This window comes from Roseomonas genomospecies 6, assembly GCF_008365375.1.
Taxonomy (GTDB): domain Bacteria; phylum Pseudomonadota; class Alphaproteobacteria; order Azospirillales; family Azospirillaceae; genus Azospirillum.
In genome coordinates this window covers 144,061-164,641 of the sequence record NZ_QOKW01000003.1, presented here as the reverse complement: position 1 = coordinate 164,641, position 20,581 = coordinate 144,061, and the positions used below count along the sequence as shown (strand labels likewise).

Genomic DNA, 20,581 nt, shown 5'->3' with positions numbered 1-20,581 from the left:
TTATGGCCGAGCTGCCCATGGCCCGATCCTCCGACGAAGACATGCCGACCGTCGCGGAGATGCGCTATCCCGCCGGGGCGCTGGCCGGCGACTACGCGCGGGCGGGGGCGGGGCTGGCGCTGACGGTGCTGCCGCTGGCCTTCCTGCCGGTCACACTCTGGATTGCCGTTCCTCTGGCCGCCTGCGCGGTGCTGTTCGCCGTCTTCGCGGCGCGCACCCTGCAACGCCAGATGACCCGGGTGACCATGGACGGCGAGGGCCTGCGGGCGGACGGGCCGCTGGGAGCCGCCCTGCGCTGGGACGACCTGTCGGACCTGCGGCTGCGCTACTACGCGACCAGGCGGGGGCGCGACGACGGCTGGATGCAGGCGGCGCTGACCGGCGCCGGCAAGACCATCCGGTTCGACAGCAACCTGGAGGGCTTCGACGCCGTGATCGAGCGGGCCGCCGCCGCCGCCGGGCGCAACGGTGTGGCGCTGAGCCCGGTGACGGTGGACAACCTGCTGGCGCTGGGCATCGATCCGCCGGACGAACGGGACGAAAAGGGTTCGGCATCATGAGCCGCACGCTGCTCCGGGTGGAGGACCTGAAGGTCGATTTCCAGGTCCCGGGCGGCGTGGTCAACGCGGTGCGCGGCGTGTCCTTCCGGGTGCGGGCCGGCTCCACCGTTGCGCTGGTCGGCGAGTCCGGGTCCGGCAAGTCGGTGGCGGCTCAGTCGATCCTGCGCATCCTGCCCCGCAACGCCAGCATCGCGGACGGGCGCATCCTGTTCGACGACGGAGTGGTGAACGAGGGCGCGGTGAACAAGGATGGTGGCCCCATCGACATCGCCGGGCTGAAGGCCGACGGCACGGCGATGCGGGCGCTGCGCGGGGGCCGCATCTCCATCATCTTCCAGGAACCGATGACCTCCCTGTCGCCGCTGCACACGGTGGGCGATCAGGTGGGCGAGGCGGTGCGGCTGCACCAGCGGGTGACCGCCCGGCAGGCCCGCGCGCACGCCGAGGACATGCTGCGCCGGGTGCGCTTCCCCGACCCGAAGCGGGCGTTGGACACCTACCCGTTCGAACTGTCGGGCGGCCTGCGCCAGCGCGCGATGATCGCCATGGCCCTGGTCTGCCGCCCCGCCCTGCTGATCGCCGACGAGCCGACGACCGCGCTGGACGTCACCATCCAGGCGCAGATCCTGAAGCTCATCAAGGACCTTCAGGCCGATCTCGGGATGGCCGTGCTGCTCATCACCCACGACCTGGGGGTGGTCGCCAACCTCGCCGACGAGGTGGTGGTGATGCACCGCGGGCGGGTCATGGAGTCCGGAACGCGCGAGGACATCTTCGCCGACCCCCGCCACCCCTATCTGAAGGCGCTGCTGCGCGCCGTTCCGCGCTTCCACATGGCGCCGGGGGAACGGCTGGTGCCGATCCGCTCCATCACTTCGGAAGGCGGCAGCCTGCTGGAGAAGGGCCACGCACCCTGGCCGCCCGGCGCCGACGCGGCGGGGCCGCTGCTCGCGGTGGAGGGGGTGCGCAAGCGCTACGGCGCCCGCAAGGCCGGCTGGTTCGGCGCCAAGGCCGGGGCCGGCACGCTGGCGGTGGACGATGTCAGCTTCGCCATCGCGCGCGGCGAATGCGTCGGGCTGGTCGGCGAATCGGGCTGCGGCAAGACCACCCTGTCGAAGATCCTGATGCGCGCCCTGACGCCCGACGCGGGAAGCGTCCGCTTCAACGACCATGGCCGGATCGTCGATGTGCTGGGGCTGGAGGGCGCCGCCCTGACCGCCTTCCGCCGCAAGGTGCAGTTCGTCTTTCAAGACCCCTTCGGTTCCCTGAACCCGCGCATGACCGTCTTCGACATCGTCGCCGAACCGCTGGTCATCCACGGCGTCGGCGACGAGGCGGAGCGCAAGGCCCGCGTGAAGGAGCTGATGGGACTGGTCGGGCTGGACGCGCGGCATCTGCGCCGTTATCCGCACAGCTTCTCCGGCGGCCAGCGCCAGCGCATCGGCATCGCCCGCGCGCTGGCCCTGCGTCCCGAGCTTCTGCTGCTGGACGAGCCGGTGTCGGCGCTCGACGTGTCGATCCAGGCGCAGGTGCTGAACCTGCTGAAGGACCTGAAGGAGCGGCTGGGACTGACCTACCTGTTCGTCAGCCACAATCTGGCTGTCGTGGACTACATGGCCGACCGCATCCTGGTCATGTGCCGCGGGCGGATCGTCGAGTCGGCCCCGCGCGAGGCTCTGTTCCGCAACCCGGTCCACCCCTACACCCGCGCCCTGCTGGCCGCCGTGCCGGAGCCGGACCCCAGCCGCCCGCTGTCGTTGACCGATCTGGAGGAGGGGCGCGCCTCCGACCCCGCGCGCTGGCCCGCCCCCTTCACCATCGACGAGGGCCACCAGCCCCATCTGGTCGATCTCGGCGGCGGCCATTGCGTGCGCGCCGACGCCTCCGTCCGCGTGCGGGAGGTGGCGTGATGAGGTTGGCCCGCCCTGCCCTGCTGCTGCTCGCCTTCCTGGGGCTCAGCGCCTTCGACGCGGTCGAGATTGACGCGGTCGAGACGCCGATGCTGGAGAACGCGGTGGGCGCCGGCTCCTTGCCACCGGTGGAAAGGCGGCTGCCGCTCACCCCCCTGGTGGATGCGATGGACCGGCCCTGGCAGGCGCCGGGCCAGCATGGCGGCGATCTGAACCTGCTGATGGCGCGGACCAAGGACACGCGGCTGATCTACGTCTACAGCTACGCCCGGCTGGTCGTGCTGACCCCGGACCTGCGCATCGTGCCCGACATCCTGGAGCGGGTGGAGGTGGAGGACGAGCGGATCTTCACCTTCACGCTGCGCCGCGGCCACCGCTGGTCGGACGGCCATCCCTTCACGGCGGAGGACTTCCGCTACTGGTGGGAGGACATGGCCAACAACCCCAAACGCTACCCTGGCGGACCGCCGCCGGAGATGCTGGTGGGCGGGGAGGCCCCCAAGTTCGAGGTGCTGGACGCCGCCTCCGTGCGCTATTCCTGGACGCGCCCCAACCCCTTCCTTCTGCCGATGCTGGCCGGGGCCAAGCCGGTGGAGATCTACGCCCCGGCCCATTACTTGCGGCGCTTCCACCCCCGCTTCACCGAGCCGCTGGAACTGAAGCAACGGGTGGAGGCGGAGCGGCAGAAAAGCTGGCAGCAGCTTCACAACCGCAAGGACAATCTGACCGAGTTCGACAACCCCGACCTGCCCACCCTTCAGCCCTGGGTTCCCACGACCGCTCCGCCTGCGGAACGTTTCATCTTCGTAAGGAACCCCTATTTCCATCGGGTCGATTCGGCGGGGCGGCAGTTGCCCTACATCGACCGGATCGTCATGACGGTGGCCGACGCGAAGATCGTCCCGGCCAAGACGGGCGCGGGCGAGAGCGATCTCCAGGCGCGCTATCTGCGGTTCGACAACTACACCTTCCTGACGCAGGGGGCGAAGCGCAACGATTACCGGGTGACGCTGTGGCGCACCGGCATCGGGGCGCAGATGGCGCTGTTCCCCAACCTGACCTGCAACGACCCGGTGTGGCGCGCGCTGAACCGCGATGTGCGCTACCGCCGCGCCCTGTCGCTGGCCATCGACCGGGAGGAGATGAATCAGGTCATCTATTACGGGCTCGCCATCCCCACGAACAACACGCTTCTGGAGGTCTCGCCCCTGTGGGTGCCGGCCTACCGCGACCGCTGGGCGCAGTTCGACGTCCGGCAGGCGAACCGGCTGCTGGACGAGATCGGCCTGACCGAACGCAACGTCAACGGCGTCCGCCTGCTGCCCGACGGGCGCCCGCTGGAGATCGTGGTGGAGACCGCCGGGGAAAGCACGGAGGAAACCGACGCGCTGGAGCTGATCGCCGACGGCTGGCGGCGCATCGGGGCGCGGCTCTACATCCGCTCCTCGCAGCTCGACGTGTTCCGCAACCGCATCTTCGCGGGCGAAACCTGCATGTCCATCGCGCGCGGGCTGGACAACGCCATCGCCACCGCGGACATGAGCCCCGCCGAGCTGGTGCCCGTCGATCAGGCCAAGTACCAGTGGCCCAAGTGGGGCCAGTTCTTCCAGACCATGGGCAAGGACGGCGAGCGGCCCGACACGCCCGAGGCGCGGGAGCTTCTGGAGGCGTTCCGCTCCTGGCGCGACGCCCCGGACGAGGCCGGGCGGGCCGCGGCCTGGACGCGCATCCTGACGATCAACGCCGATCAGGTCTACACCATCGGCACGGTGGCCGGGGTGCCGCAGCCGGTGGTGGCGCGCCGCACCCTGCGCAACCTGCCGGAGAAGGGTCTTTTCAACTACGACCCCGGCGCCCATTTCGGGCTGTACCAGCCCGCCAGCTTCTGGTTCGACGACGGGAAGGGGTGAGGCCATGCTGGGCTACGTGATCCGCCGCATCCTCATCATGATCCCGACGCTGCTGGCGATCAGCGCCATCACCTTCGTCATCATCCAGCTTCCCCCCGGCGACTATCTGACCACGATGGTCAACGAGATGCAGAGCCGGGGCGAGAGCATGGACCAGGGCCGGCTGGCCATGCTGCGCGAGACCTACGGTCTGGACCGGCCGATGTACGAGCAGTACGCGCTGTGGCTGGCCGGGATGCTGCGCGGCGACTTCGGCTATTCCTTCGAATACAACATGCCGGTGGCCGACGTGGTGGGCGACCGGCTGTCGCTGACCGCCATCGTGTCCTTCGCGACCATCCTGTTCATCTGGGTGGTGTCCTTCCCCATCGGCATCTACTCGGCGACGCGGCAATACAGCCTGGGCGACTACGTCCTGACCTTCCTGGGCTTCCTGGGGCTGGCGACGCCCAGCTTCCTGCTGGCCCTGGTGATGCTGTATTTCGCCAACGTGTGGTTCGGCACCTCCATCGGCGGGCTGATGGACCCGCGCTACATCGGCCAGCCCTGGAGTTGGGGCAAATTGATGAGCGTGCTGGAGCACATGTGGATTCCGGTGATCGTCATCGGCACCGCCGGTACCGCCGCGATGATCCGCCGCCTGCGCGCCAACCTTCTGGACGAGCTGCACAAGCCCTACGTCGTCACCGCGCGGGCCAAGGGCCTGCCGCCGGGCCGGGCGCTGGTGAAATACCCGCTGCGGGTGGCGCTGAACCCCTTCGTGTCCGACATCGGCAACCTGCTGCCCCAGGTCGTCTCCGGCGCCGCCATCGTGTCGGTGGTGATGTCGCTGCCGACCACGGGGCCGATGCTGCTCCAGGCGCTGCGCAGCCAGGACATGTATCTGGCGGGGTCCTTCCTGATGTTCCTGGCCGTGCTGACGGTGATCGGGGTTTTCCTGTCCGATCTGGCGCTGGCGGCGCTCGACCCGCGCATCCGCATCAGCGGGGGGGCCAGCCGATGAGCGCATCCCTTCCCAACACCCCCCTGCCCCACACGGTCGATACCGCCCCCTGGGACCCGGACGAGGTGGAACACCTGTCGCCGGAGCAGGAGCGCTTCACCACCGCCTCGCAATGGTGGATGGTCTGGTGGAAGCTGCGGCGGCACAAGCTGGCGGTGGCGTCGGGGATCGTTCTGCTTCTGCTCTACGCCTCCACCCTGGTCAGCGAGGTGCTGGCTCCCTACGCGGTGGACAGCCGCCATTCCCGCTTCATCCACGCCCCGCCGCAGGCCCTGCACCTGTTCCACGAGGGCCAGTTCGTCGGCCCCTTCGTCTACGGCTACCGCTATCACCTGGACATGGAGATCCTGAAGCGGGAGTACACGCCCGACACCACGCAGGTGCAGCCGGTCCGCTTCTTCTGCCGCGGCGACCGTTACGAGTTCTGGGGGCTGGTGGAGAGCGACTGGCACCTCGCCTGCCCGGCGGAGGGCGGGACGCTGTTCCTTCTTGGCACCGACCGGCTGGGGCGGGACCTGCTGTCGCGGATGATCTACGGGACGCGCATCTCGCTGACCATCGGATTGATCGGCGTCGCGGTCAGCTTCGTGCTGGGGATCGTCATCGGCGGCATCGCCGGCTATTACGGCGGCTGGGTGGACAACCTGATCCAGCGGCTGATCGAGATCATCCGGTCCTTCCCGGAACTGCCGCTGTGGATGGCCCTGTCCGCCGCCCTGCCCGTCACCTGGAACCCGATCTTCATCTATTTCGGGATCACGGTGATCCTGGGCCTTCTGGAATGGACGGGCCTCGCCCGCGCCGTGCGGTCCAAGCTGCTGGCCTTGCGCGAGGAGGACTTCACCACCGCCGCCCAACTGATGGGCGCCCGCCCGGCCCGGATCATCGGGCGCCACCTGCTGCCCAGCTTCATGAGCCACCTGATCGCCTCGGCCACGCTGGCCATCCCCGGCATGATCCTGGGCGAAACGGCGCTGAGCTTCCTCGGCCTGGGCCTGCGCCCCCCGATCACGAGCTGGGGGGTGCTGCTGACCGAAGCGCAGAACATCAACGTGGTGGCGCTGTACCCCTGGCTGATGCTGCCGGTGGTGCCGGTGATCGTGACCGTGCTGAGTTTCAACTTCCTCGGCGACGGCCTGAGGGATGCGGCGGACCCGTATCGGTGATCCTCATCACTTCTTCTTCGCCGTGGCCTCCGGCTGGTCCTTGAGGGAGGCCAGCACCATGCGGACGCGGGCGAGGTCGGCGTCGTTGCCCTTGGCCGGGGGCCGCTTCGAAGCGGGTTCCGCGGCGGTGGCGACCTGCGTCCGGGGCAGGGTGGGGGCGGGCTTCGCGGCGACCGCCTTGGCCGACGCGGCCTTCGCCGGAGTCGCCTTGGCCTCCAGGATGCGGGGGTCGCCGCCCTTCGGGGTCCAGGTTCGGACCGGGCCGGTGTCCACATGGACGTGGCCGGTATGGGGGTAGAGCGCGTAGCCGCCGCGCTGCAGGGCCGCGGCCTCCTCGGCGAGGCAGCGGGGCGGGACGCCGGGGATGGAGATGTCGGCGGCCTGGCCGCGCAGATGATAACTGTTCTCCGCCACGTTCGGGTTGCTGCGGGACAGCGCGACGTTCGTCAGCGGGGAGCGGTAGCCGGACGTGATGTGGACCGGCGTGTCGGGGCCGGCGCCGCAGCGCTCCTTCAGGTCGGCCAGCAGCTCCACCAGCGCGGGATCGACGGGAACCGTCTCGCCGGTGCGGCGGTCGCGGAACAGGGTGGCGATGCGGTCCAGGGCCGCCGTGTCGTAGCCGTCGGCGCGGCGATAGGTGACGCTGACCGTCTCCCCGCTGGCGGGATGGTGAAGGACGATCGACCGGGGGCCGCCGTCCAGCGACGCCTGAGGATTCGGAGTGGACGCGCAGCCGGCGAGCGTTCCGCCGACGAGCAGACCCAGCAACGATAAGCGCAGAAGATGCCGCATGCTCCTCCCCAGAGTTCTCTCTGCGGTTGCAAGCGGCCTTGATACCATAATTGTCACACGATCCGGCAGTGACAACTGGCCACGGGACGCGAACGGAGGCTTGGCCGTGTCTTCCGCGCATCACTCTCCATGCGCACAGTTGCCGTATCAGAGGGGCAGGGCCATGCCTTCGCGGGCGACCAGGGTGCCGGGGCGGCGCGCTTCGGCGGCGGTGGCGATGACGTCCAGGTCGGCGTCGGTGCGCCGGGGATCGTGGTGGAACAGGACCGCGCGCTTCACCCCGGCCTCGTCGGCGATGCGCAGGCACTCCTCCCAGGTGGAATGGCCCCAGCCGACGCGGCCGGCGTATTCGGCGTCGGTGTAGGTGCAGTCGTAGATCAGCAGGTCGCTGCCGCGCACCAGTTCCATCACGGCGGGATCGCGGCCCTGCGCCGGGTGTTCAGTGTCGGTGACGTAGCACAGGCTGCGCCCGGCGAACTCCACGCGGTAGCCGGTGGCGCCGTCGGGGTGGTTCAGCGGTGCGGTGCGCACGGTCACGCCCGGCTTGACGGCCAGCGTCTCGCCGCTGACGAAATCGTGGAAGGTGCAATCGGCCCGGAAGATCTCCACCGGGACCGGGAAGAGCGGCGCCGACATCATGCATTGCAGGACGGACCGCATCGTCCGCTCCCGGTCCAGATGGCCGGCCCTGATCCGCACCGTGCTGGCCGTGTCGAAGGCCGGCGCGAAGAAGGGCAGGCCGCAGATGTGGTCCAGGTGGCTGTGGGTCAGCAGCAGATCGACCTCGACCGGCGTTCCCTGCCGCATCAGCGCCTCGCCCAGCGGGCGCAGGCCGGTGCCGGCGTCGAGGACCAGAAGGGCGTCCCCGCAGCGCACTTCGACGCAGGGGGTGTTGCCGCCGTAGCGGACCGTGTCCGGCCCCGGGGAGGCGATGCTGCCGCGCACACCCCAGAAGCGGACGGTGAAGGCCGGCGGGGTGTCGGGCGCGCCGGAGCAGGCTTCGGAAACGGTTTGTGCCGTCATGGTACCGACAATTTGGCGGTAGGGCCCCCGCGAGTCGAGTGAAAAGGTTGCTTCACGAAATGACCCACCGGACCGTCCGCAACACCGATTTGGTGGTGCGCGACAAGACGGAGGTAGAAGGAAAAGGCACGCCCCATCCCCGAGATGTGGAGATGCCCAATCCAATAAGATGTGGTAGCTTGCGCCCGTTCGCTCATCGATGCGATGAATCGCCTCCGGACCCGACCCCACGGATGGACCCAGACAAACTCGCCAAAGTCCTCGCCATGGCCGAGTCGGAGCATCAGGGCGAAGCCCTGTCCGCGTTGCGGGCCGCGCGCATCATGCTGTCGAGGGCCGGCCTGTCGTTCCGCGATCTGGCCCGCGGCGCCCGTCCGGTGGCCGCAGCACCGGAACCGCCCCCGTCCACCGCCGAGGCTCCGCCTCCCGACCGGCCGCCGCCGCCCGACCAGCTCGTTCAGGGGCTGCGCCGGCAGGTGCGCGACCTGGAGCTGGAGGTGGCCGGTCTGAAGCGGCAGCTCGAGAAGAGCAGCGGCGACATGGAACGCCAGCGGGAGGAGGCCGACCGCTGGCGCAGCCTCGCCCGCGAGACCGCGGAGAAGCTGTGGGACCTCGGCAAGGCGCTGGAGCGCAAGCACAGCCGCCACACCAGCGTGGACAAGCGGCGCGCCATCCTGGACCTGTTGCAGGACCCCGGCAGCGCCCTGCTGGCCGATCACGAGATCGCCCGGCGGGTCGGCACCTCGCCCAAGCTGGTCGCCCATTGGCGGCGCCGGCTGGCCATCGTCGGGCGGAAGATCCGGCTGCTGCCCGTGGTGCCGCGCGGCCGGGGCTTGTGGGGCGGCGGGCACCAGAAGGCGCCGGGCCGCAGCGGGCCGGCGCTGGAAGGCAAGCGGCAGCGCTGGATGGGCTATCCGGTCGCCGTCACCATCTCGGGCCGCACCGGGTCGCCCGCCAAGCGGCCCTGATACGGTTTCCCCGTCCGGCGGTCAGTTCCCTTCGGTCGTTGCGCTGCCCAGGTCCGAAGGCGCTTCCGCCGAGGGCGAGCGATCCGCCACCGCCACGCGCCAGACCGTGTTCGACAGGTCGTCGGCGACGATCAGGGCGCCCTTCGGGTCAACCGTGACGCCGACCGGCCGGCCATAGGTCTTGCCGTCCTCTCCCATGAAGCCGGTCATGACCTCGATCGGGTCCCCGGACGGGGCGCCGTCGCGGAAGGGGACGAAGATCACCTTGTAGCCGCTGGGCACGCTGCGGTTCCAACTGCCGTGCTCGCCGACGAACACCCCCTCGGCGAACCGCTCCCCCATCACCGGGGAGGAGAAGGCCACGCCGAGCGCCGCGACGTGCGAACCCAGGCTGTAGTCCGGCTTGATCGCCGCGGCGACCTTCTCCGGGTCCTGCGGCATCACGCGCGGGTCCACGTTCTGGCCCCAATAGCTGTAGGGCCAGCCGTAGAAGCCGCCCTCGCGGACCGAGGTCAGGTAATCGGGGACGAGGTTGGGGCCAAGCTCGTCGCGCTCGTTCACCACCGCCCACAGCGTGCCCGTCCCCGGCTGTATGGCGAGCGCGGTGGGATTGCGCAGCCCGGTGGCGTAGGGCCGGTGCGCGCCTGTCCGGGCATCGACCTCCCACACCATCGCGCGGTCGGCCTCGGCGGGCATCCCGCGCTCCGTGATGTTGCTGTTGGAGCCGATGCCGACATAGAGGAACCGTCCGTCCGGGCTGGCGGCCAGCGCCTTGGTCCAGTGATGGTTGATGTAGGAGGGCAGGTCGGTGACCTTTTCCGGCGGCCCCTCGGCGCGGGTCTGCCCCTCGCGGTAGGGGAAGCGCACCAGCGCGTCCTGGTTCGCGACGTAGATCTGGCCGTTCACGAAGGCCAGCCCATAGGGCGCGTTCAACTGGTCGGCGAAGACGGTGCGCTCCTCGTAGGTTCCGTCGCCGTCGGCGTCCCGCAGCAGGGTCAGCCGGTTGCCGCTCTGGACCGAGGTCGTTCCCCTGGCCTTGATGATTCCGGCGATGAAGTCCTTGGGCCGCAGCGGCGGCGCTCCGCCGCCCCGGCCTTCGGCGACCAGGATGTCGCCGTTGGGAAGGACGAGCGTCTGGCGCGGGATTCCCAGGTCGGTGGCGATGGCCGTGACGGTGAAACCCTCCGGCACGGTCGGCTGCCGGTCGCCCCAGGATGCCGGGTTGGCGATCTTCATGCTGGGAAGCAACCCGTGCTGCTGCTCGGGCAGTTGCGGGTTGGCGCCATATTCCGGCGGCGGCGGGTTGTCGTCACCGCAGGCGGTCAGCAGGGCGGCGAGCGCGGCGGCGGCCAGCAGGCTGGAGCGTTTCATCGCATTTCTCCCGTGCGCGGGTCCATGCGCAGGCTGGAGAAGCCGAACCAGGTCGCCAAGGCGGCGGTCACGGCGACGGCCGCCGACAGGATCAGGCCCTCCGGCATGGTTCCCCAGGCGTCCCGCGCGTGCACGAAGGCGTTGACGAGGCCGAGCGCGAAGGTGATGAGCAGCAGGACGAAATAGGCCACCGCCCGCCCCCGGCGCCGGCCGGCGCGGAACAGGTCGATGAAGGCCCAGAGAAGCGAAAGGCCGGCGAAGACCATGCCGCCCGCGATCAGCCAGGAAGCGAAGTTGCTCCACTGGATCTCGTAGCTTCTCGAATAGGCGAAATCGCAGAGCAACCCTCCCAGGAACAGCGGAAGGGTGGCGGCGAGCAGCACCGCGTGCAAGGGATGGATGGCCCTTGCCGGTCTGCTGTGATCGACGATGGCAACCAAGACGTCATCTCCTTGCCCAACTGGGGTCCGTGCCGAAGCAGGCGCGGAAGTCAGTCTTTTCAATGGGAAGGCAGGAGGATGGTTCCGGGGGCCGCAAGCCCGGGTTCAGGGCACCAGCCGGTAGCCGCCGGGCTCCGTCACCAGGATTTCCGCGTTGGACGGATCGCGCTCGATCTTCTGGCGCAGGCGGTAGACGTGGGTTTCCAGCGTGTGGGTGGTGACCGCGGCGTTGTAGCCCCACACCTCGCCCAGCAGCGTCTCCCGCCCGACCACCGCGCCGCCGGCCCGGTACAGGTGTTTCAGGATCGCCGTTTCCTTTTCGGTCAGGCGGATCTTGCGGTTGCCGCCGTCCGCCAGCAACAGTTTGCCCGCCGGGCGGAAGCTGTAGGGGCCGATGGCGAAGACGGCGTCCTCGCTCTGCTCGTACAGGCGGAGCTGGGCGCGCAGCCGGGCCAGCAGCACCCCCATGCGGAAAGGTTTGGTGACGTAGTCGCTGGCCCCGGAATCGAGCCCCAGGATGGTGTCCGCGTCGGATGCGGCGGCGGTCAGCATGATGACCGGGCAGCGCACCCCCTCGCGCCGCAGCAGGCGGCACAGGTCGCGCCCGTCCATGTCGGGCAGCCCGACGTCCAGCAGGATGGCGGAGAAGCCGCCCTCCCGCGCCACGGCAAGCGCCGCCGCGCCGTCCCCGGCCTCCACCGTCTCGAAGTCCTCCAGAAGCTGGAGCTGTTCGGCCAGCGATTGCCGGAGGGCGATGTCGTCGTCGATCAGAAGGATGCGTTTCGCAGGCGTCATGCGGGGTTCACCGGTGGCTCCGGGCGCGGAACTTATCATGGCCCGCGCGGGATTGCCCTAGCCTTATCGGAAGGGCCTCATCGGACGGTCCGCCGCCATCGTTGCAGTCCCGGCAACGGTGTGGCGCGCGGGATTTGCTGGACAGGGGTGCTCCACCTGCGCTTTGCTTCCGGCGCTCTCCGACCCATGTCGGAATCTTTCGCCCTTCGGGGCGCATCACGCGAAGCCTCCGTCATGTACGCCGACGCTCCTTCCGACTCCGCCCCGCCCGAAGCCGTCCTGCCCATGGACGAGGCCGCCATGCGCGCGGTGGACCGGGCGCTGGCCGCCCTGCGCCGGGGCGAGGCCGTCGCCATCGAGACCGCCGACGGCAGCGTCGGCGCCGCGGTGTCGGTGGAATCCGTGGCGATCGATGCGGTCCAGCGGCTGGTGCAGTTGACCGGCGCGGCGCCGGTCCTGGCCGTCACCCGCCGCCGGGCCATGGTGCTGAAGCTGATGGGGGAGGGGACGGGCGTCGTCGCCTTGTCGCTTCCCCGCTGCCTGACCGCGGACGAGGCCCACGCGCTGGCCGATCCGGAGTTGCGTCCGGATGAGGTGGCGGATGCCGGCATCCCCGCGGGCCTGACCGCCACGGCCATGGACCCCGGCTCGCGCGAGACCGCGGCGGTGGACCTCGCCCGGCTGGCGCGGCTGCTGCCGGCGGCCATCGTCGCCCCGGCCTCCGCCCATGCGGGAAGCGCCGCGGAATGGGCGGCGGAGCATGACCTGCTGCTGGTCCGCGCCCGCGACATCGCCGATTACCGCGTCCATGTGGTGCGCACGCTGCGCCGGGTGGCGGAGGCGCGCGTTCCCCTGTCGGGCGCCGAGAACACCCGCATCGCCGCCTTCCGCCCCATCGACGGCGGGCCGGAGCATCTGGCGATCATCGTCGGCAACCCGGTGGAGGGCGAGCCGGTGCTGGCCCGCTTGCATTCGGAATGCTTCACCGGCGACCTGCTGGGCAGTTTGCGCTGCGACTGCGGCCAGCAGCTCCGCGGCGCCATCGCGGAGATCGCGCGGCACGGCAGCGGCGTCCTGCTCTATCTGGCGCAGGAAGGGCGGGGGATCGGCCTCGTCAACAAGCTGCGCGCCTACCGCATCCAGGACCGCGGCTTCGACACCGTGGACGCCAACGAGATCCTGGGCTTCGAGGCGGACGAACGGGTCTATCTGCCGGCAGCGGAGATGCTGCGGCAGTTGGGCTTCGGCGCCGTGCGGCTGATGACCAACAACCCGGAGAAACTGCGCCAGCTCGCCCGTTGCGGGATCGAGGTGGTGGAGCGCGTTCCCCACATCTTCCCGGCCAACGGCCACAACGAAGGCTATTTGCGCACCAAGGCGGAGCGCAGCGGCCATATGTTCTGAGATTCGATTCTCCGGGGGGCAGGAAACGCCTCCTGCCCGGCAGCTCTTGCCGGGTCGCGGTCCCGGGCCGGGGCCGGAGGGCGTCGCGAGGCCGGAGTTTCGTTCCCCGAAGTTGGCACGCGGGTTGCTTAATCGAGGGCTGGACACCGCGACGGGAGACCGCCCATGGCCATCGACGCCACCATCATCGACGCCACAGCCGCTTCGCGGCCGGTGCAGCGCGAGCGGTCGCCGGCCCAGGCGGTCCCCGCCCTGGGGGTGCTGGAAAGCCGGGACAGCCCCGACCGGTACGAGGCCGAGGCCGAGATGTCCTTCGGCGACTTCCTGGACATCATCAACCCGCTTCAGCACATCCCCGTCGTCAACAGCATCTACCGCGAAATCACCGGCGACACGATCAAGCCGTCCTCCAAGGTGATCGGCGGCATCCTGTTCGGCGGACCGCTGGGCGGCATGGCGTCCATCGCCAACGCGGTGGTGGAGCAGGCCCAGGGCAAGGATATCGGCGGGCAGGTCATGGCCTCGCTCGGCTTCGGTGGCGGCGATGGCGGCGGCAACGGGGGCAGCGCCCAGCCGCCCGCCGGGTCGTCGGGCGCCACCGCGGTCGCGGCGCTGCCGGACCACGCCGCCGGAAGCTCCGCCCCGGCCCCCGCCGCGCCGCCCACCACGGCGTTGCCCACCACGGCGTTGCCCATCGCGGCGGCCCATGGGGCCGGAGCGGCGGCGAGCGGGGCCGGGCGTGACGGCCTGGCCGCCTCCGGCACGCCGCACCCCTCCCGCATGCCGGCGCGCGACACCCCGCTGGCGAACAGCATGATGGCCAAGCACAGCGCCGCCAAGCCGCATCCCACGACCGTCGGCTTCGCCGCCACGGCGGCCCCGTCCGGCTTCCGCAAGGCGGCGGACGCGCCGGCCCCGGCGCCCGCGGCCCATTCGGACGCCGCCCCGGCTGCCGCTCCGTCCGCCGCCGCACCCGCTGCCAACGGCAACGCCTTCGCGCCCGTGACACCGGACATGCTGTCTGAGACGATGATGCGCAATCTGGCCAAGTACGAGCAGGGCCGGAGAGCTGCGCAGGCCCCGGCGCCCAGCCTGCGGGTGTCGGGCTGAGCGCGATGACGCCCGGCAACGGGCAGGGAAGGGGTTATGGAGATCACCGTTCATCGTGAAGGCCGTCTGGGTGAAGGCCGTCTGGGTGAAGGCCGTCTGGGTGAAGGCCGTCTGGGTGAAGGCCGTCTGGGTGAAGGCCGTCTGGACTGGCCCGGCGGGTCGTTCCGCTGCGCGCTGGGCCGCGGCGGCATCCGGTCCGACAAGCGGGAGGGCGACGGCGCCACTCCGGTCGGACGTTTCGCGCTGCGCCGCGTCCTGTGGCGCGCCGACCGTCTGCCGCAGCCCGAGACGAGCCTTCCCGTGTCGCCCATCGCGCCCGACGACGGCTGGTGCGACGATCCCGCGGACCCCGCCTACAACCGCCCGATCAAGCGCCCCTACGCCGCCAGCCACGAGGAGTTGTGGCGCGAGGATCGCGTCTATGACGTCATCGTGGTGATGGGGCACAACGACGACCCGGTGGTGCCGGGGCTGGGCAGCGCCGTGTTCATGCATGTGGCACGGCCCGACTGGACGCCGACGGCGGGCTGCGTCGCGCTGCCCCTGCCGGACCTGCTGCGGCTGTTGAAGGACTGCGCGCCGGACACCGTGCTGACCGTACCGGACCCGGCGTCCTCGTAAGGCTCCGAAAGCCGGCCTCTTGACCGAAGTTATCCACAAAATGGTGCATAAAATGGTGGATAAGCCTGTTGAACCAGCGGTCCCGCCTGACTCCGGCGTGGGTGCCGGGACAGGCCCCTGAATCCTGCGCGATTCGGGATGCGCCACCCCGAACGGCCAGGACCGGCGCGACGCATGCGCCGTCTGCTACCCCTAAGATGGTCTGGTTCGCTCCATCCCCCCTTGCCACTATCAGCCCGTGCATTGCGATGGTGGAAAGGACGGCGCATGGCCCATTTTCTCGTGACCGGCGGCTGCGGCTTCATCGGGTCGCATCTGGCCGACCATCTCATCGGCGAGGGCCACCGGGTCACCATCCTGGACGACATGAGCACGGGCCGGCTGGAGAACAAACCGCTGCTGGCGAGGCTGGTGGTGGGCGACGTCGCCGATCCGGACGCGGTCCATCAGGCGATGGAGGGGGTGGACGGCGTGTTCCATCTGGCCGCCGTCGCGTCCGTCCAGCGCTCGCGCGAGATGTGGGCGGAAACCCACCGGACCAACCTGTCGGGCACCGTCACCGTCTTCGAAGCGGCGCGCAGCGCCCGCAACGGCGGGCCGGTGCCGGTGGTCTACGCCTCCTCCGCCGCGGTCTACGGCGACAACACGGCCACCCCGCTGCGTGAGGACGCCGCGACGCGCCCGCTCTCCGCCTACGGCGTGGACAAGCTGGGTTGCGAGCTGCACGCCGACGTGGCCTGGGCCATCCACGGGGTGCCGACGACGGGCTTCCGCTTCTTCAACGTCTATGGGCCGCGGCAGGACCCGTCCTCCCCTTATTCCGGGGTCATCTCCATCTTCGCGCGCCGGGTGGCGCAGGGCGAGGACGTGACGATCTTCGGCGACGGGGAGCAGGTGCGCGACTTCGTGTTCGTCGGCGACGTGGTGCGCTTCCTCGTGAAGGCCATGGAGCGCCGCCCGCAGGGGGCCGAGGTCTTCAACCTGTGCACCGGGCGCCCGACCTCGCTTCTGATGCTGCTGGAGGTGTTGCAGGAGCTGTGCGGCCGCCGGGTGCGCCGCCTGCATCAGCCGGCGCGGGCCGGCGACATTCGGGTGTCCATCGGCGACCCGTCGCGCCTGCGCGCCACCTTCGGCGAGGGCTGCCGCTTCGGCCTCCTGCAAGGGCTGAGCGCCACCCTGACCGGGGAGATGCCCCGCTGACCCTGCGCCTCCCCTGCGCCTCCCCTACACGTCCCGGCTTTCCAGCCGGGGCAGCCCGACGACCTTCAGGCGGCTTTCGCGCAGTTCCCCCACCTGATCCAGGATCGGCAGGGCGACCGCGGCGACGTGGGCGTTGATGCGCTTCAGGTCGCGCAGGATGTCCAGCACCAGGGCGCTCGTCTCGATGCTGGCCGCGTCGCCCCGGCGCACGCGGTCGAGATGGCGGGCGGTGGCGGTGCGCTCCAGCGCCCGCACCGCGTCCTTCCCGGCGATGAGCTGCCGGGCCAGCCGCCGGTCCTCGCCGATGAGGATGCCGAGCGCCGTGCGCAGATTCTCCACCGTGCGGCGGTGCAGCTCCTCCACCTCCCGGAAGTCCTCCGGCGCGAAATGCAGGCGGTGGCGGATGCGCTTGGAGGCGAGATCCATCAGGCTCTTGTCGATGATGTCGCCGATGTGCTCCAGATTGATGGCGAAGGCCATGACGTCGTCGACGCGCCGGGTTTCCTCCGCGTCCAATCCCCCGCGCCCGAGCTTGGCGAGATAGAGCTTGATGGCCGTGTGCAGCCGGTCCACCCGGTCGTCGGTGCGGCTGACCTCCGCGATGGGGCGCTCGTCGTTCTGGCGCAGGGCGGTCAGGCTGCGGCACAGCATGTCCTCCACCAGATCGCCCAGCCGCAAGGTCTCGCGCACGGCCCCCGCGATGGCGACGGAGGGGGTTTCCAGCGCCGATTCGTCCAGATGCCGGGGCCGGGCGGCGTCTTCCCCCGCGTCCTCCGGCTCGGGCAGCAGCCGTTCGGTCAGCCGGGCCAGCGGCGTCACCAGCGGCAGGAAGAGCAGCGCCAGCGCCGCGTTGAAGGCGACATGCAGGGTGACCACCGCCGTCAGCGGCGCCAGACCAGCCACGAGCAGCGACGCCATGGGCACCAGCGGCAGGGCCAGCAGGGCGCCGGTCACCCGGACCAGCAGATTGCCCAGCGGCACCCGCCGCGCCACGGCGCCGTCCGCCGAGGTCGCCAGCACCGCCGGCACGGCCCCACCCAGATTGGCGCCCAGCACCAGCGCCGCCGCCGTCTCCACCCCGATCACCCCCGCGCCGGCCAGCGACCCGGCCAGCATCACCGTGGCGAGGCTGGAATGCACCGCCGCGGTCAACGCCGCGGCGACGATCAGGGCGAACAGCGGCTCCCCGCCCAAGCCCTCCAGCATCGCCTGGACCAGCGCCGATTCCCGGACCGGCAGGGTGGCCGCCCCCAGCAGCTTCAGGGCCAGCAGCATCAGCCCGATGCCGACCAGGATGCGGGCCAGCGCCCGGCGCCCGCGATGCTCCCCGCCCAAAGCGTGCAGCGCCCCGCCGATCAGCAGCAGGCTGGGCGACAGCCAATGCAGGTCGATGGCGAGCAGCCGGGCGACGAGGCTGGTCCCGACATCGGCGCCCAGCATCACCGCCAGCGCCATGGCCGTGGTCATGTATCCCTGCCCGGCCATGGAGGCGGTCATCAGGGCGGTGGCCGTGCTGCTCTGCACCGCGATGGTCGCGGCCACACCGGCCAGGAAGGCGGCCAGCCGGTTGCGCGTGCCATGGCCCACCCAGCGGCGGACCGCCGCTCCGCCCCACCGGAAGACGCCCGTCCGCACCAGCCGCAGCGCCCACAGCAGCAGCGCCACGGCGCCGAGAATGTCGATCAGGACCAGGGTGGGCGAGACGGCTGCGATCGGTATGGCGGTGGAGATGGCGGACCTCCCGGCGGGTGGGGCCTCACAGACAGGACGGTGAAGAATGGGGCGTCATGAAAACGTAACAATCGCAGGGCGCAACCTGATCCCCCGCGAAGGACGTATCCCTTTTGACATGCCCCCCGCCTCGTTCACCCCCGCGTCACCAGCCGGATGCCCAGCGCCACCGGCAGGATGCCCAGCAGGTCCCAGGGCTGCACCGCCTCGCCCAGCAGAAGCCATCCGAACAGCAGGCCCAGAGGCGGCATCAGGAAGTGATAGGCGCTGGCCTCCGTGGCGCTCGACCGCTGCAACAGGTGGAACCACAGCAGATAACCGCCGATCGACACGACCAGAGCCTGGTAGATCAGCGACCCGGCGAGGCCGGCGGTCAGCCGGATCGAACCCGCGTCCTCCAGCAGCAGCCCGATGGGCAGAAGCGCCAGCCCCGCCGCCAGGACCTGCACACCCGTGCCGGCAAACAGCCCGGCCGGCGGCGCCAGCCGCTTGAACAGCAACGTCCCCGCCGACAGCGCCACCAGCGCCCCGACCGCCAGCGCGATTCCCAGCGGCGCGTCCATCCCGCTGCCCAGCCGTCCGCGCACCACCAGCGCCACCCCGGCGACCCCCAGCGCCAACCCCAGCGCCTTGCGCCGGTTCATCGCCTCGCCCAGCAGCAGGGAGGCCAGCGCCGCGGTCAGCACCGGGTTCGCGCTGACGATCAGCGCGGTCAGGCCGGAAGACACGTAGGTCATCCCGCTGTAGCTCAGCCCCAGATAGAGCGCGTGGTTGAGCAGGCCCAGCAGCGCCAGCAGGGCGAGCGCCCGCCCGGTGATGCCCCGGTACTCCCCCCGCCACGCCGCGAAGGCGGCCAGCAGAACCCCGGCGATCAGGAAGCGGAAGGCCAGGAGCAGAAGCGGCGGGCAATCGGCCAGCCCGATCTTTCCGGCGGCGAAGGCCGAACTCCAGGCGAGGCAGAAGGGCACGACCAGGGCGAGCGGGGCGGATTGCGGGGCAGCCCTGGGGGCCGTGAAGGGGTGTGCGGCGGCGTCGGTCATGGCCGGTTCTCTCCCGTGCTTGCTTGTGCGCGTTCGGGAGAGGATGGCGCGGCCTCTTTTCATTTGGAAATTGGATGATATCATTCATAGCATTCGAAACATGAATGGTTGGGTCCGATGCGCGAGATGGATCTGGGCCTGCTGCGCACCTTCGTGTCCGTCGTGGACGCCGGCGGCTTCACGCGGGCGGGGGAGCGGGTCCACAAGACGCAATCGACGGTCAGCCAACAGATCCGCCGGCTGGAGGAGCAGGTCGGCCTGCCGCTCCTCGACCGCAACAGCCGCGCCGTCGCCCTGACCGACGACGGGGAGCGGCTGCTCGGCTACGCCCGGCGGCTGCTGGCCCTGAACGACGAGGCGAACGCCGTCCTGTCCGGTCGTCCGGCGGCGGAGGTGGTGCGGCTGGGCGTGCCGGAGGATTACGCGGTGGAGCGGCTGCCCCGCCTGCTCGCCGGTTTCGCGCGGGAGAACCGCCGGCTGCGGCTGGACGTGCGCTGCGACCTGTCGGTGCGGCTGCGGGCGGATGTGGAGTCCGGCGACCTCGACATCGCCCTGGTGAAGCAGGAGCCGGGCCGCCCCGGCGCGCTCCACTGCTGGCGGGAGCCGCTCGGCTGGGTCGGCCCGGCGGCGGAGGACCTGCACCGCGAGGACCCGCTGCCCCTGGTGCTGTTCCCACAGGGCTGCGTCTACCGCAACCGGGCGGTGCACGAGCTGGAGCGCGCCGGGCGGCGCTGGCGGGTGGCTTATTCCAGCCCCAACCACGCCGGGGTGCGGGCGGCGGTGTCCGGCGGGCTGGGAGTCAGCGTGCTCCCCCACAGCGCCTTGCCGCCCGGCGCGCGGTTCCTGGGGGTCGCGGACGGGATGCCGGCGCTGCCGGAGACGGAGTTGGCGCTGCTGGTCGGACGCTCGGCGCGGGGGGCGGGTGTGGAACTGGTCACCGGGCTGCTGACGGGGAGCCTTCCGGAACCGGTGTGGGCGTGAGGAGGGTGGCGAGAACGGTTTCGGCCACCGCGTCGGGGGTGGCGAGGATATCGGGGTTCCAGAAGCGCAGAACCCGCCAGCCGAGGTCCGCCAGGATGCGGTCGCGTTGCTCGTCCCGCTCGGAGCCGTTGTGCTGGCCGCCGTCCGCCTCGACCGCGAGCCGGGCCTCGACGCAGGCGAAGTCCAGAATGAAGGGCGGAACCGGGTGCTGGCGGCGGAAGCGGTGGCCGGCGAGCTGGCGTCCCCGGAGAAGGGACCAGAGCTTGCGCTCGGCGTCGGTGGGGTTGGAACGGAGATCCCTGGCCTGCCGCTTCGTGGTCGCGGGGGTGTAGGCCATGGGGATTCCCGGAATGGTTGCGCTGGGCCCCCACCCTAACCCTCCCCCACTTCGCGGGGGAGGGGACATTTTGACACTCCCCGCACCAAAAGCCTTCCCCCGCCGAAGGTGGGGGGAGGTTGGAGGGGGGCCCAACGAAACCACCCCTCCCGCACCGTTGCACCCCTTTCGCAAAGCGCCATAGAACCATATCCACGTATGGCGGATACCGGGGTGAGG

At 70.6% G+C, this 20,581-nt stretch carries 19 protein-coding genes; 11 read left to right on the top strand and 8 right to left on the bottom strand.

Annotated elements, in window-relative coordinates; genetic code table 11:
- Positions 1-2 precede the first annotated feature (2 nt).
- From DS843_RS05320 to DS843_RS05300, 5 genes are read left to right on the top strand one after another with little or no spacing between them, the layout of a single operon-like run.
- Positions 3-560 (top strand): hypothetical protein, encoded by a 558-nt coding sequence (locus tag DS843_RS05320; RefSeq protein WP_149467843.1) that lies wholly within the window; start codon positions 3-5, stop codon positions 558-560.
- Entirely contained in the window at positions 557-2,470 is a 1,914-nt protein-coding gene (locus DS843_RS05315; protein WP_149467842.1) for an ABC transporter ATP-binding protein, read from the top strand. The genes DS843_RS05320 and DS843_RS05315 overlap by 4 nt, the downstream gene beginning before the upstream one ends.
- The gene (locus DS843_RS05310) at positions 2,470-4,380 is read left to right on the top strand and encodes an ABC transporter substrate-binding protein (protein WP_286191949.1); all 1,911 of its coding nucleotides are present in this window, start codon (positions 2,470-2,472) and stop codon (positions 4,378-4,380) included. Before DS843_RS05315 ends, DS843_RS05310 begins: the two co-directional genes overlap by 1 nt.
- Before the next feature lie 4 nt (positions 4,381-4,384).
- Positions 4,385-5,383: an ABC transporter permease gene (locus DS843_RS05305; protein WP_149467840.1), complete on the top strand. Its 999-nt coding sequence runs from the start codon at positions 4,385-4,387 to the stop codon at positions 5,381-5,383.
- Entirely contained in the window at positions 5,380-6,549 is a 1,170-nt protein-coding gene (locus DS843_RS05300; RefSeq protein ID WP_149467839.1) for an ABC transporter permease, read from the top strand. The genes DS843_RS05305 and DS843_RS05300 overlap by 4 nt, the downstream gene beginning before the upstream one ends.
- A 6-nt stretch (positions 6,550-6,555) precedes the next feature.
- Here the strand turns inward: DS843_RS05300 and DS843_RS05295 are convergent, their stop codons facing one another.
- Positions 6,556-7,341, bottom strand: a complete 786-nt coding sequence (locus DS843_RS05295) for a YcbK family protein (RefSeq protein ID WP_149467838.1) — start codon at positions 7,339-7,341, stop codon at positions 6,556-6,558.
- Between the two features lie 147 nt (positions 7,342-7,488).
- Positions 7,489-8,364 carry an MBL fold metallo-hydrolase gene (locus tag DS843_RS05290; protein WP_149467837.1) on the bottom strand — a complete coding sequence of 292 codons (876 nt, stop codon included), beginning with the start codon at positions 8,362-8,364 and terminating at the stop codon, positions 7,489-7,491.
- A 233-nt stretch (positions 8,365-8,597) separates the two neighbouring features.
- Here DS843_RS05290 and DS843_RS05285 point away from each other — a divergent pair, with 233 nt between their 5' ends.
- Positions 8,598-9,332: a hypothetical protein gene (locus tag DS843_RS05285; RefSeq protein ID WP_286191948.1), complete on the top strand. Its 735-nt coding sequence runs from the start codon at positions 8,598-8,600 to the stop codon at positions 9,330-9,332.
- A 21-nt stretch (positions 9,333-9,353) separates the two neighbouring features.
- Here DS843_RS05285 and DS843_RS05280 read toward each other — a convergent pair whose 3' ends face one another.
- The 3 genes from DS843_RS05280 to DS843_RS05270 form a co-directional block, all read right to left on the bottom strand.
- A complete protein-coding gene (locus DS843_RS05280; protein WP_149467836.1) occupies positions 9,354-10,703 on the bottom strand; it encodes a PQQ-dependent sugar dehydrogenase in 1,350 nt (449 codons plus the stop codon).
- Positions 10,700-11,143: a DUF2231 domain-containing protein gene (locus DS843_RS05275; RefSeq protein ID WP_149467835.1), complete on the bottom strand. Its 444-nt coding sequence runs from the start codon at positions 11,141-11,143 to the stop codon at positions 10,700-10,702. Before DS843_RS05275 ends, DS843_RS05280 begins: the two co-directional genes overlap by 4 nt.
- Positions 11,144-11,248: 105 nt before the next feature.
- Positions 11,249-11,938 (bottom strand): response regulator transcription factor, encoded by a 690-nt coding sequence (locus tag DS843_RS05270; protein WP_149467834.1) that lies wholly within the window; start codon positions 11,936-11,938, stop codon positions 11,249-11,251.
- A gap of 234 nt (positions 11,939-12,172) precedes the next feature.
- On the opposite strand from DS843_RS05270, the gene ribA reads away from it, so the two are divergent.
- From ribA to DS843_RS05250, 4 genes are all read left to right on the top strand, one after another.
- Complete coding sequence (gene ribA / locus DS843_RS05265) at positions 12,173-13,342, top strand: GTP cyclohydrolase II (protein WP_208852184.1); 1,170 nt, start codon at positions 12,173-12,175, stop codon at positions 13,340-13,342.
- Positions 13,343-13,507: 165 nt separating this feature from the next.
- Positions 13,508-14,452 (top strand): hypothetical protein, encoded by a 945-nt coding sequence (locus tag DS843_RS05260; RefSeq protein ID WP_149467833.1) that lies wholly within the window; start codon positions 13,508-13,510, stop codon positions 14,450-14,452.
- 36 nt (positions 14,453-14,488) lie between these two features.
- Entirely contained in the window at positions 14,489-15,073 is a 585-nt protein-coding gene (locus DS843_RS05255; RefSeq protein ID WP_286191947.1) for a L,D-transpeptidase family protein, read from the top strand.
- A 267-nt stretch (positions 15,074-15,340) separates the two neighbouring features.
- The gene (locus DS843_RS05250) at positions 15,341-16,273 is read left to right on the top strand and encodes an NAD-dependent epimerase/dehydratase family protein (RefSeq protein WP_149467832.1); all 933 of its coding nucleotides are present in this window, start codon (positions 15,341-15,343) and stop codon (positions 16,271-16,273) included.
- Between the two features lie 24 nt (positions 16,274-16,297).
- On the opposite strand, the gene DS843_RS05245 is transcribed toward DS843_RS05250, so the two are convergent.
- Positions 16,298-17,956 (bottom strand): Na/Pi cotransporter family protein, encoded by a 1,659-nt coding sequence (locus DS843_RS05245; RefSeq protein ID WP_286191971.1) that lies wholly within the window; start codon positions 17,954-17,956, stop codon positions 16,298-16,300.
- Between the two features lie 182 nt (positions 17,957-18,138).
- Complete coding sequence (locus DS843_RS05240; RefSeq protein WP_149467830.1) at positions 18,139-19,044, bottom strand: DMT family transporter; 906 nt, start codon at positions 19,042-19,044, stop codon at positions 18,139-18,141.
- Positions 19,045-19,161: 117 nt separating this feature from the next.
- Here DS843_RS05240 and DS843_RS05235 point away from each other — a divergent pair, with 117 nt between their 5' ends.
- The gene (locus DS843_RS05235) at positions 19,162-20,025 is read left to right on the top strand and encodes a LysR substrate-binding domain-containing protein (RefSeq protein WP_149467829.1); all 864 of its coding nucleotides are present in this window, start codon (positions 19,162-19,164) and stop codon (positions 20,023-20,025) included.
- Here the strand turns inward: DS843_RS05235 and DS843_RS05230 are convergent.
- Entirely contained in the window at positions 19,979-20,362 is a 384-nt protein-coding gene (locus tag DS843_RS05230; protein WP_149467828.1) for an endonuclease domain-containing protein, read from the bottom strand. The genes DS843_RS05235 and DS843_RS05230 overlap by 47 nt on opposite strands.
- Positions 20,363-20,581 lie beyond the last annotated feature (219 nt).

What these genes read in the sequence shown, in the direction of transcription:
- DS843_RS05320 (WP_149467843.1), top strand. Translation starts at nt 3, where the DNA reads ATGGCCGAGCTGCCCATGGCCCGATCCTCCGACGAAGACATGCCGACC.
- DS843_RS05315 (WP_149467842.1), top strand. Translation starts at nt 557, where the DNA reads ATGAGCCGCACGCTGCTCCGGGTGGAGGACCTGAAGGTCGATTTCCAG.
- DS843_RS05310 (WP_286191949.1), top strand. Translation starts at nt 2,470, where the DNA reads ATGAGGTTGGCCCGCCCTGCCCTGCTGCTGCTCGCCTTCCTGGGGCTC.
- DS843_RS05305 (WP_149467840.1), top strand. Translation starts at nt 4,385, where the DNA reads ATGCTGGGCTACGTGATCCGCCGCATCCTCATCATGATCCCGACGCTG.
- DS843_RS05300 (WP_149467839.1), top strand. Translation starts at nt 5,380, where the DNA reads ATGAGCGCATCCCTTCCCAACACCCCCCTGCCCCACACGGTCGATACC.
- DS843_RS05295 (WP_149467838.1), bottom strand. Translation starts at nt 7,341, where the DNA reads ATGCGGCATCTTCTGCGCTTATCGTTGCTGGGTCTGCTCGTCGGCGGA.
- DS843_RS05290 (WP_149467837.1), bottom strand. Translation starts at nt 8,364, where the DNA reads ATGACGGCACAAACCGTTTCCGAAGCCTGCTCCGGCGCGCCCGACACC.
- DS843_RS05285 (WP_286191948.1), top strand. Translation starts at nt 8,598, where the DNA reads ATGGACCCAGACAAACTCGCCAAAGTCCTCGCCATGGCCGAGTCGGAG.
- DS843_RS05280 (WP_149467836.1), bottom strand. Translation starts at nt 10,703, where the DNA reads ATGAAACGCTCCAGCCTGCTGGCCGCCGCCGCGCTCGCCGCCCTGCTG.
- DS843_RS05270 (WP_149467834.1), bottom strand. Translation starts at nt 11,938, where the DNA reads ATGACGCCTGCGAAACGCATCCTTCTGATCGACGACGACATCGCCCTC.
- ribA (WP_208852184.1), top strand. Translation starts at nt 12,173, where the DNA reads ATGTACGCCGACGCTCCTTCCGACTCCGCCCCGCCCGAAGCCGTCCTG.
- DS843_RS05260 (WP_149467833.1), top strand. Translation starts at nt 13,508, where the DNA reads ATGGCCATCGACGCCACCATCATCGACGCCACAGCCGCTTCGCGGCCG.
- DS843_RS05255 (WP_286191947.1), top strand. Translation starts at nt 14,489, where the DNA reads ATGGAGATCACCGTTCATCGTGAAGGCCGTCTGGGTGAAGGCCGTCTG.
- DS843_RS05250 (WP_149467832.1), top strand. Translation starts at nt 15,341, where the DNA reads ATGGCCCATTTTCTCGTGACCGGCGGCTGCGGCTTCATCGGGTCGCAT.
- DS843_RS05240 (WP_149467830.1), bottom strand. Translation starts at nt 19,044, where the DNA reads ATGACCGACGCCGCCGCACACCCCTTCACGGCCCCCAGGGCTGCCCCG.
- DS843_RS05235 (WP_149467829.1), top strand. Translation starts at nt 19,162, where the DNA reads ATGCGCGAGATGGATCTGGGCCTGCTGCGCACCTTCGTGTCCGTCGTG.
- DS843_RS05230 (WP_149467828.1), bottom strand. Translation starts at nt 20,362, where the DNA reads ATGGCCTACACCCCCGCGACCACGAAGCGGCAGGCCAGGGATCTCCGT.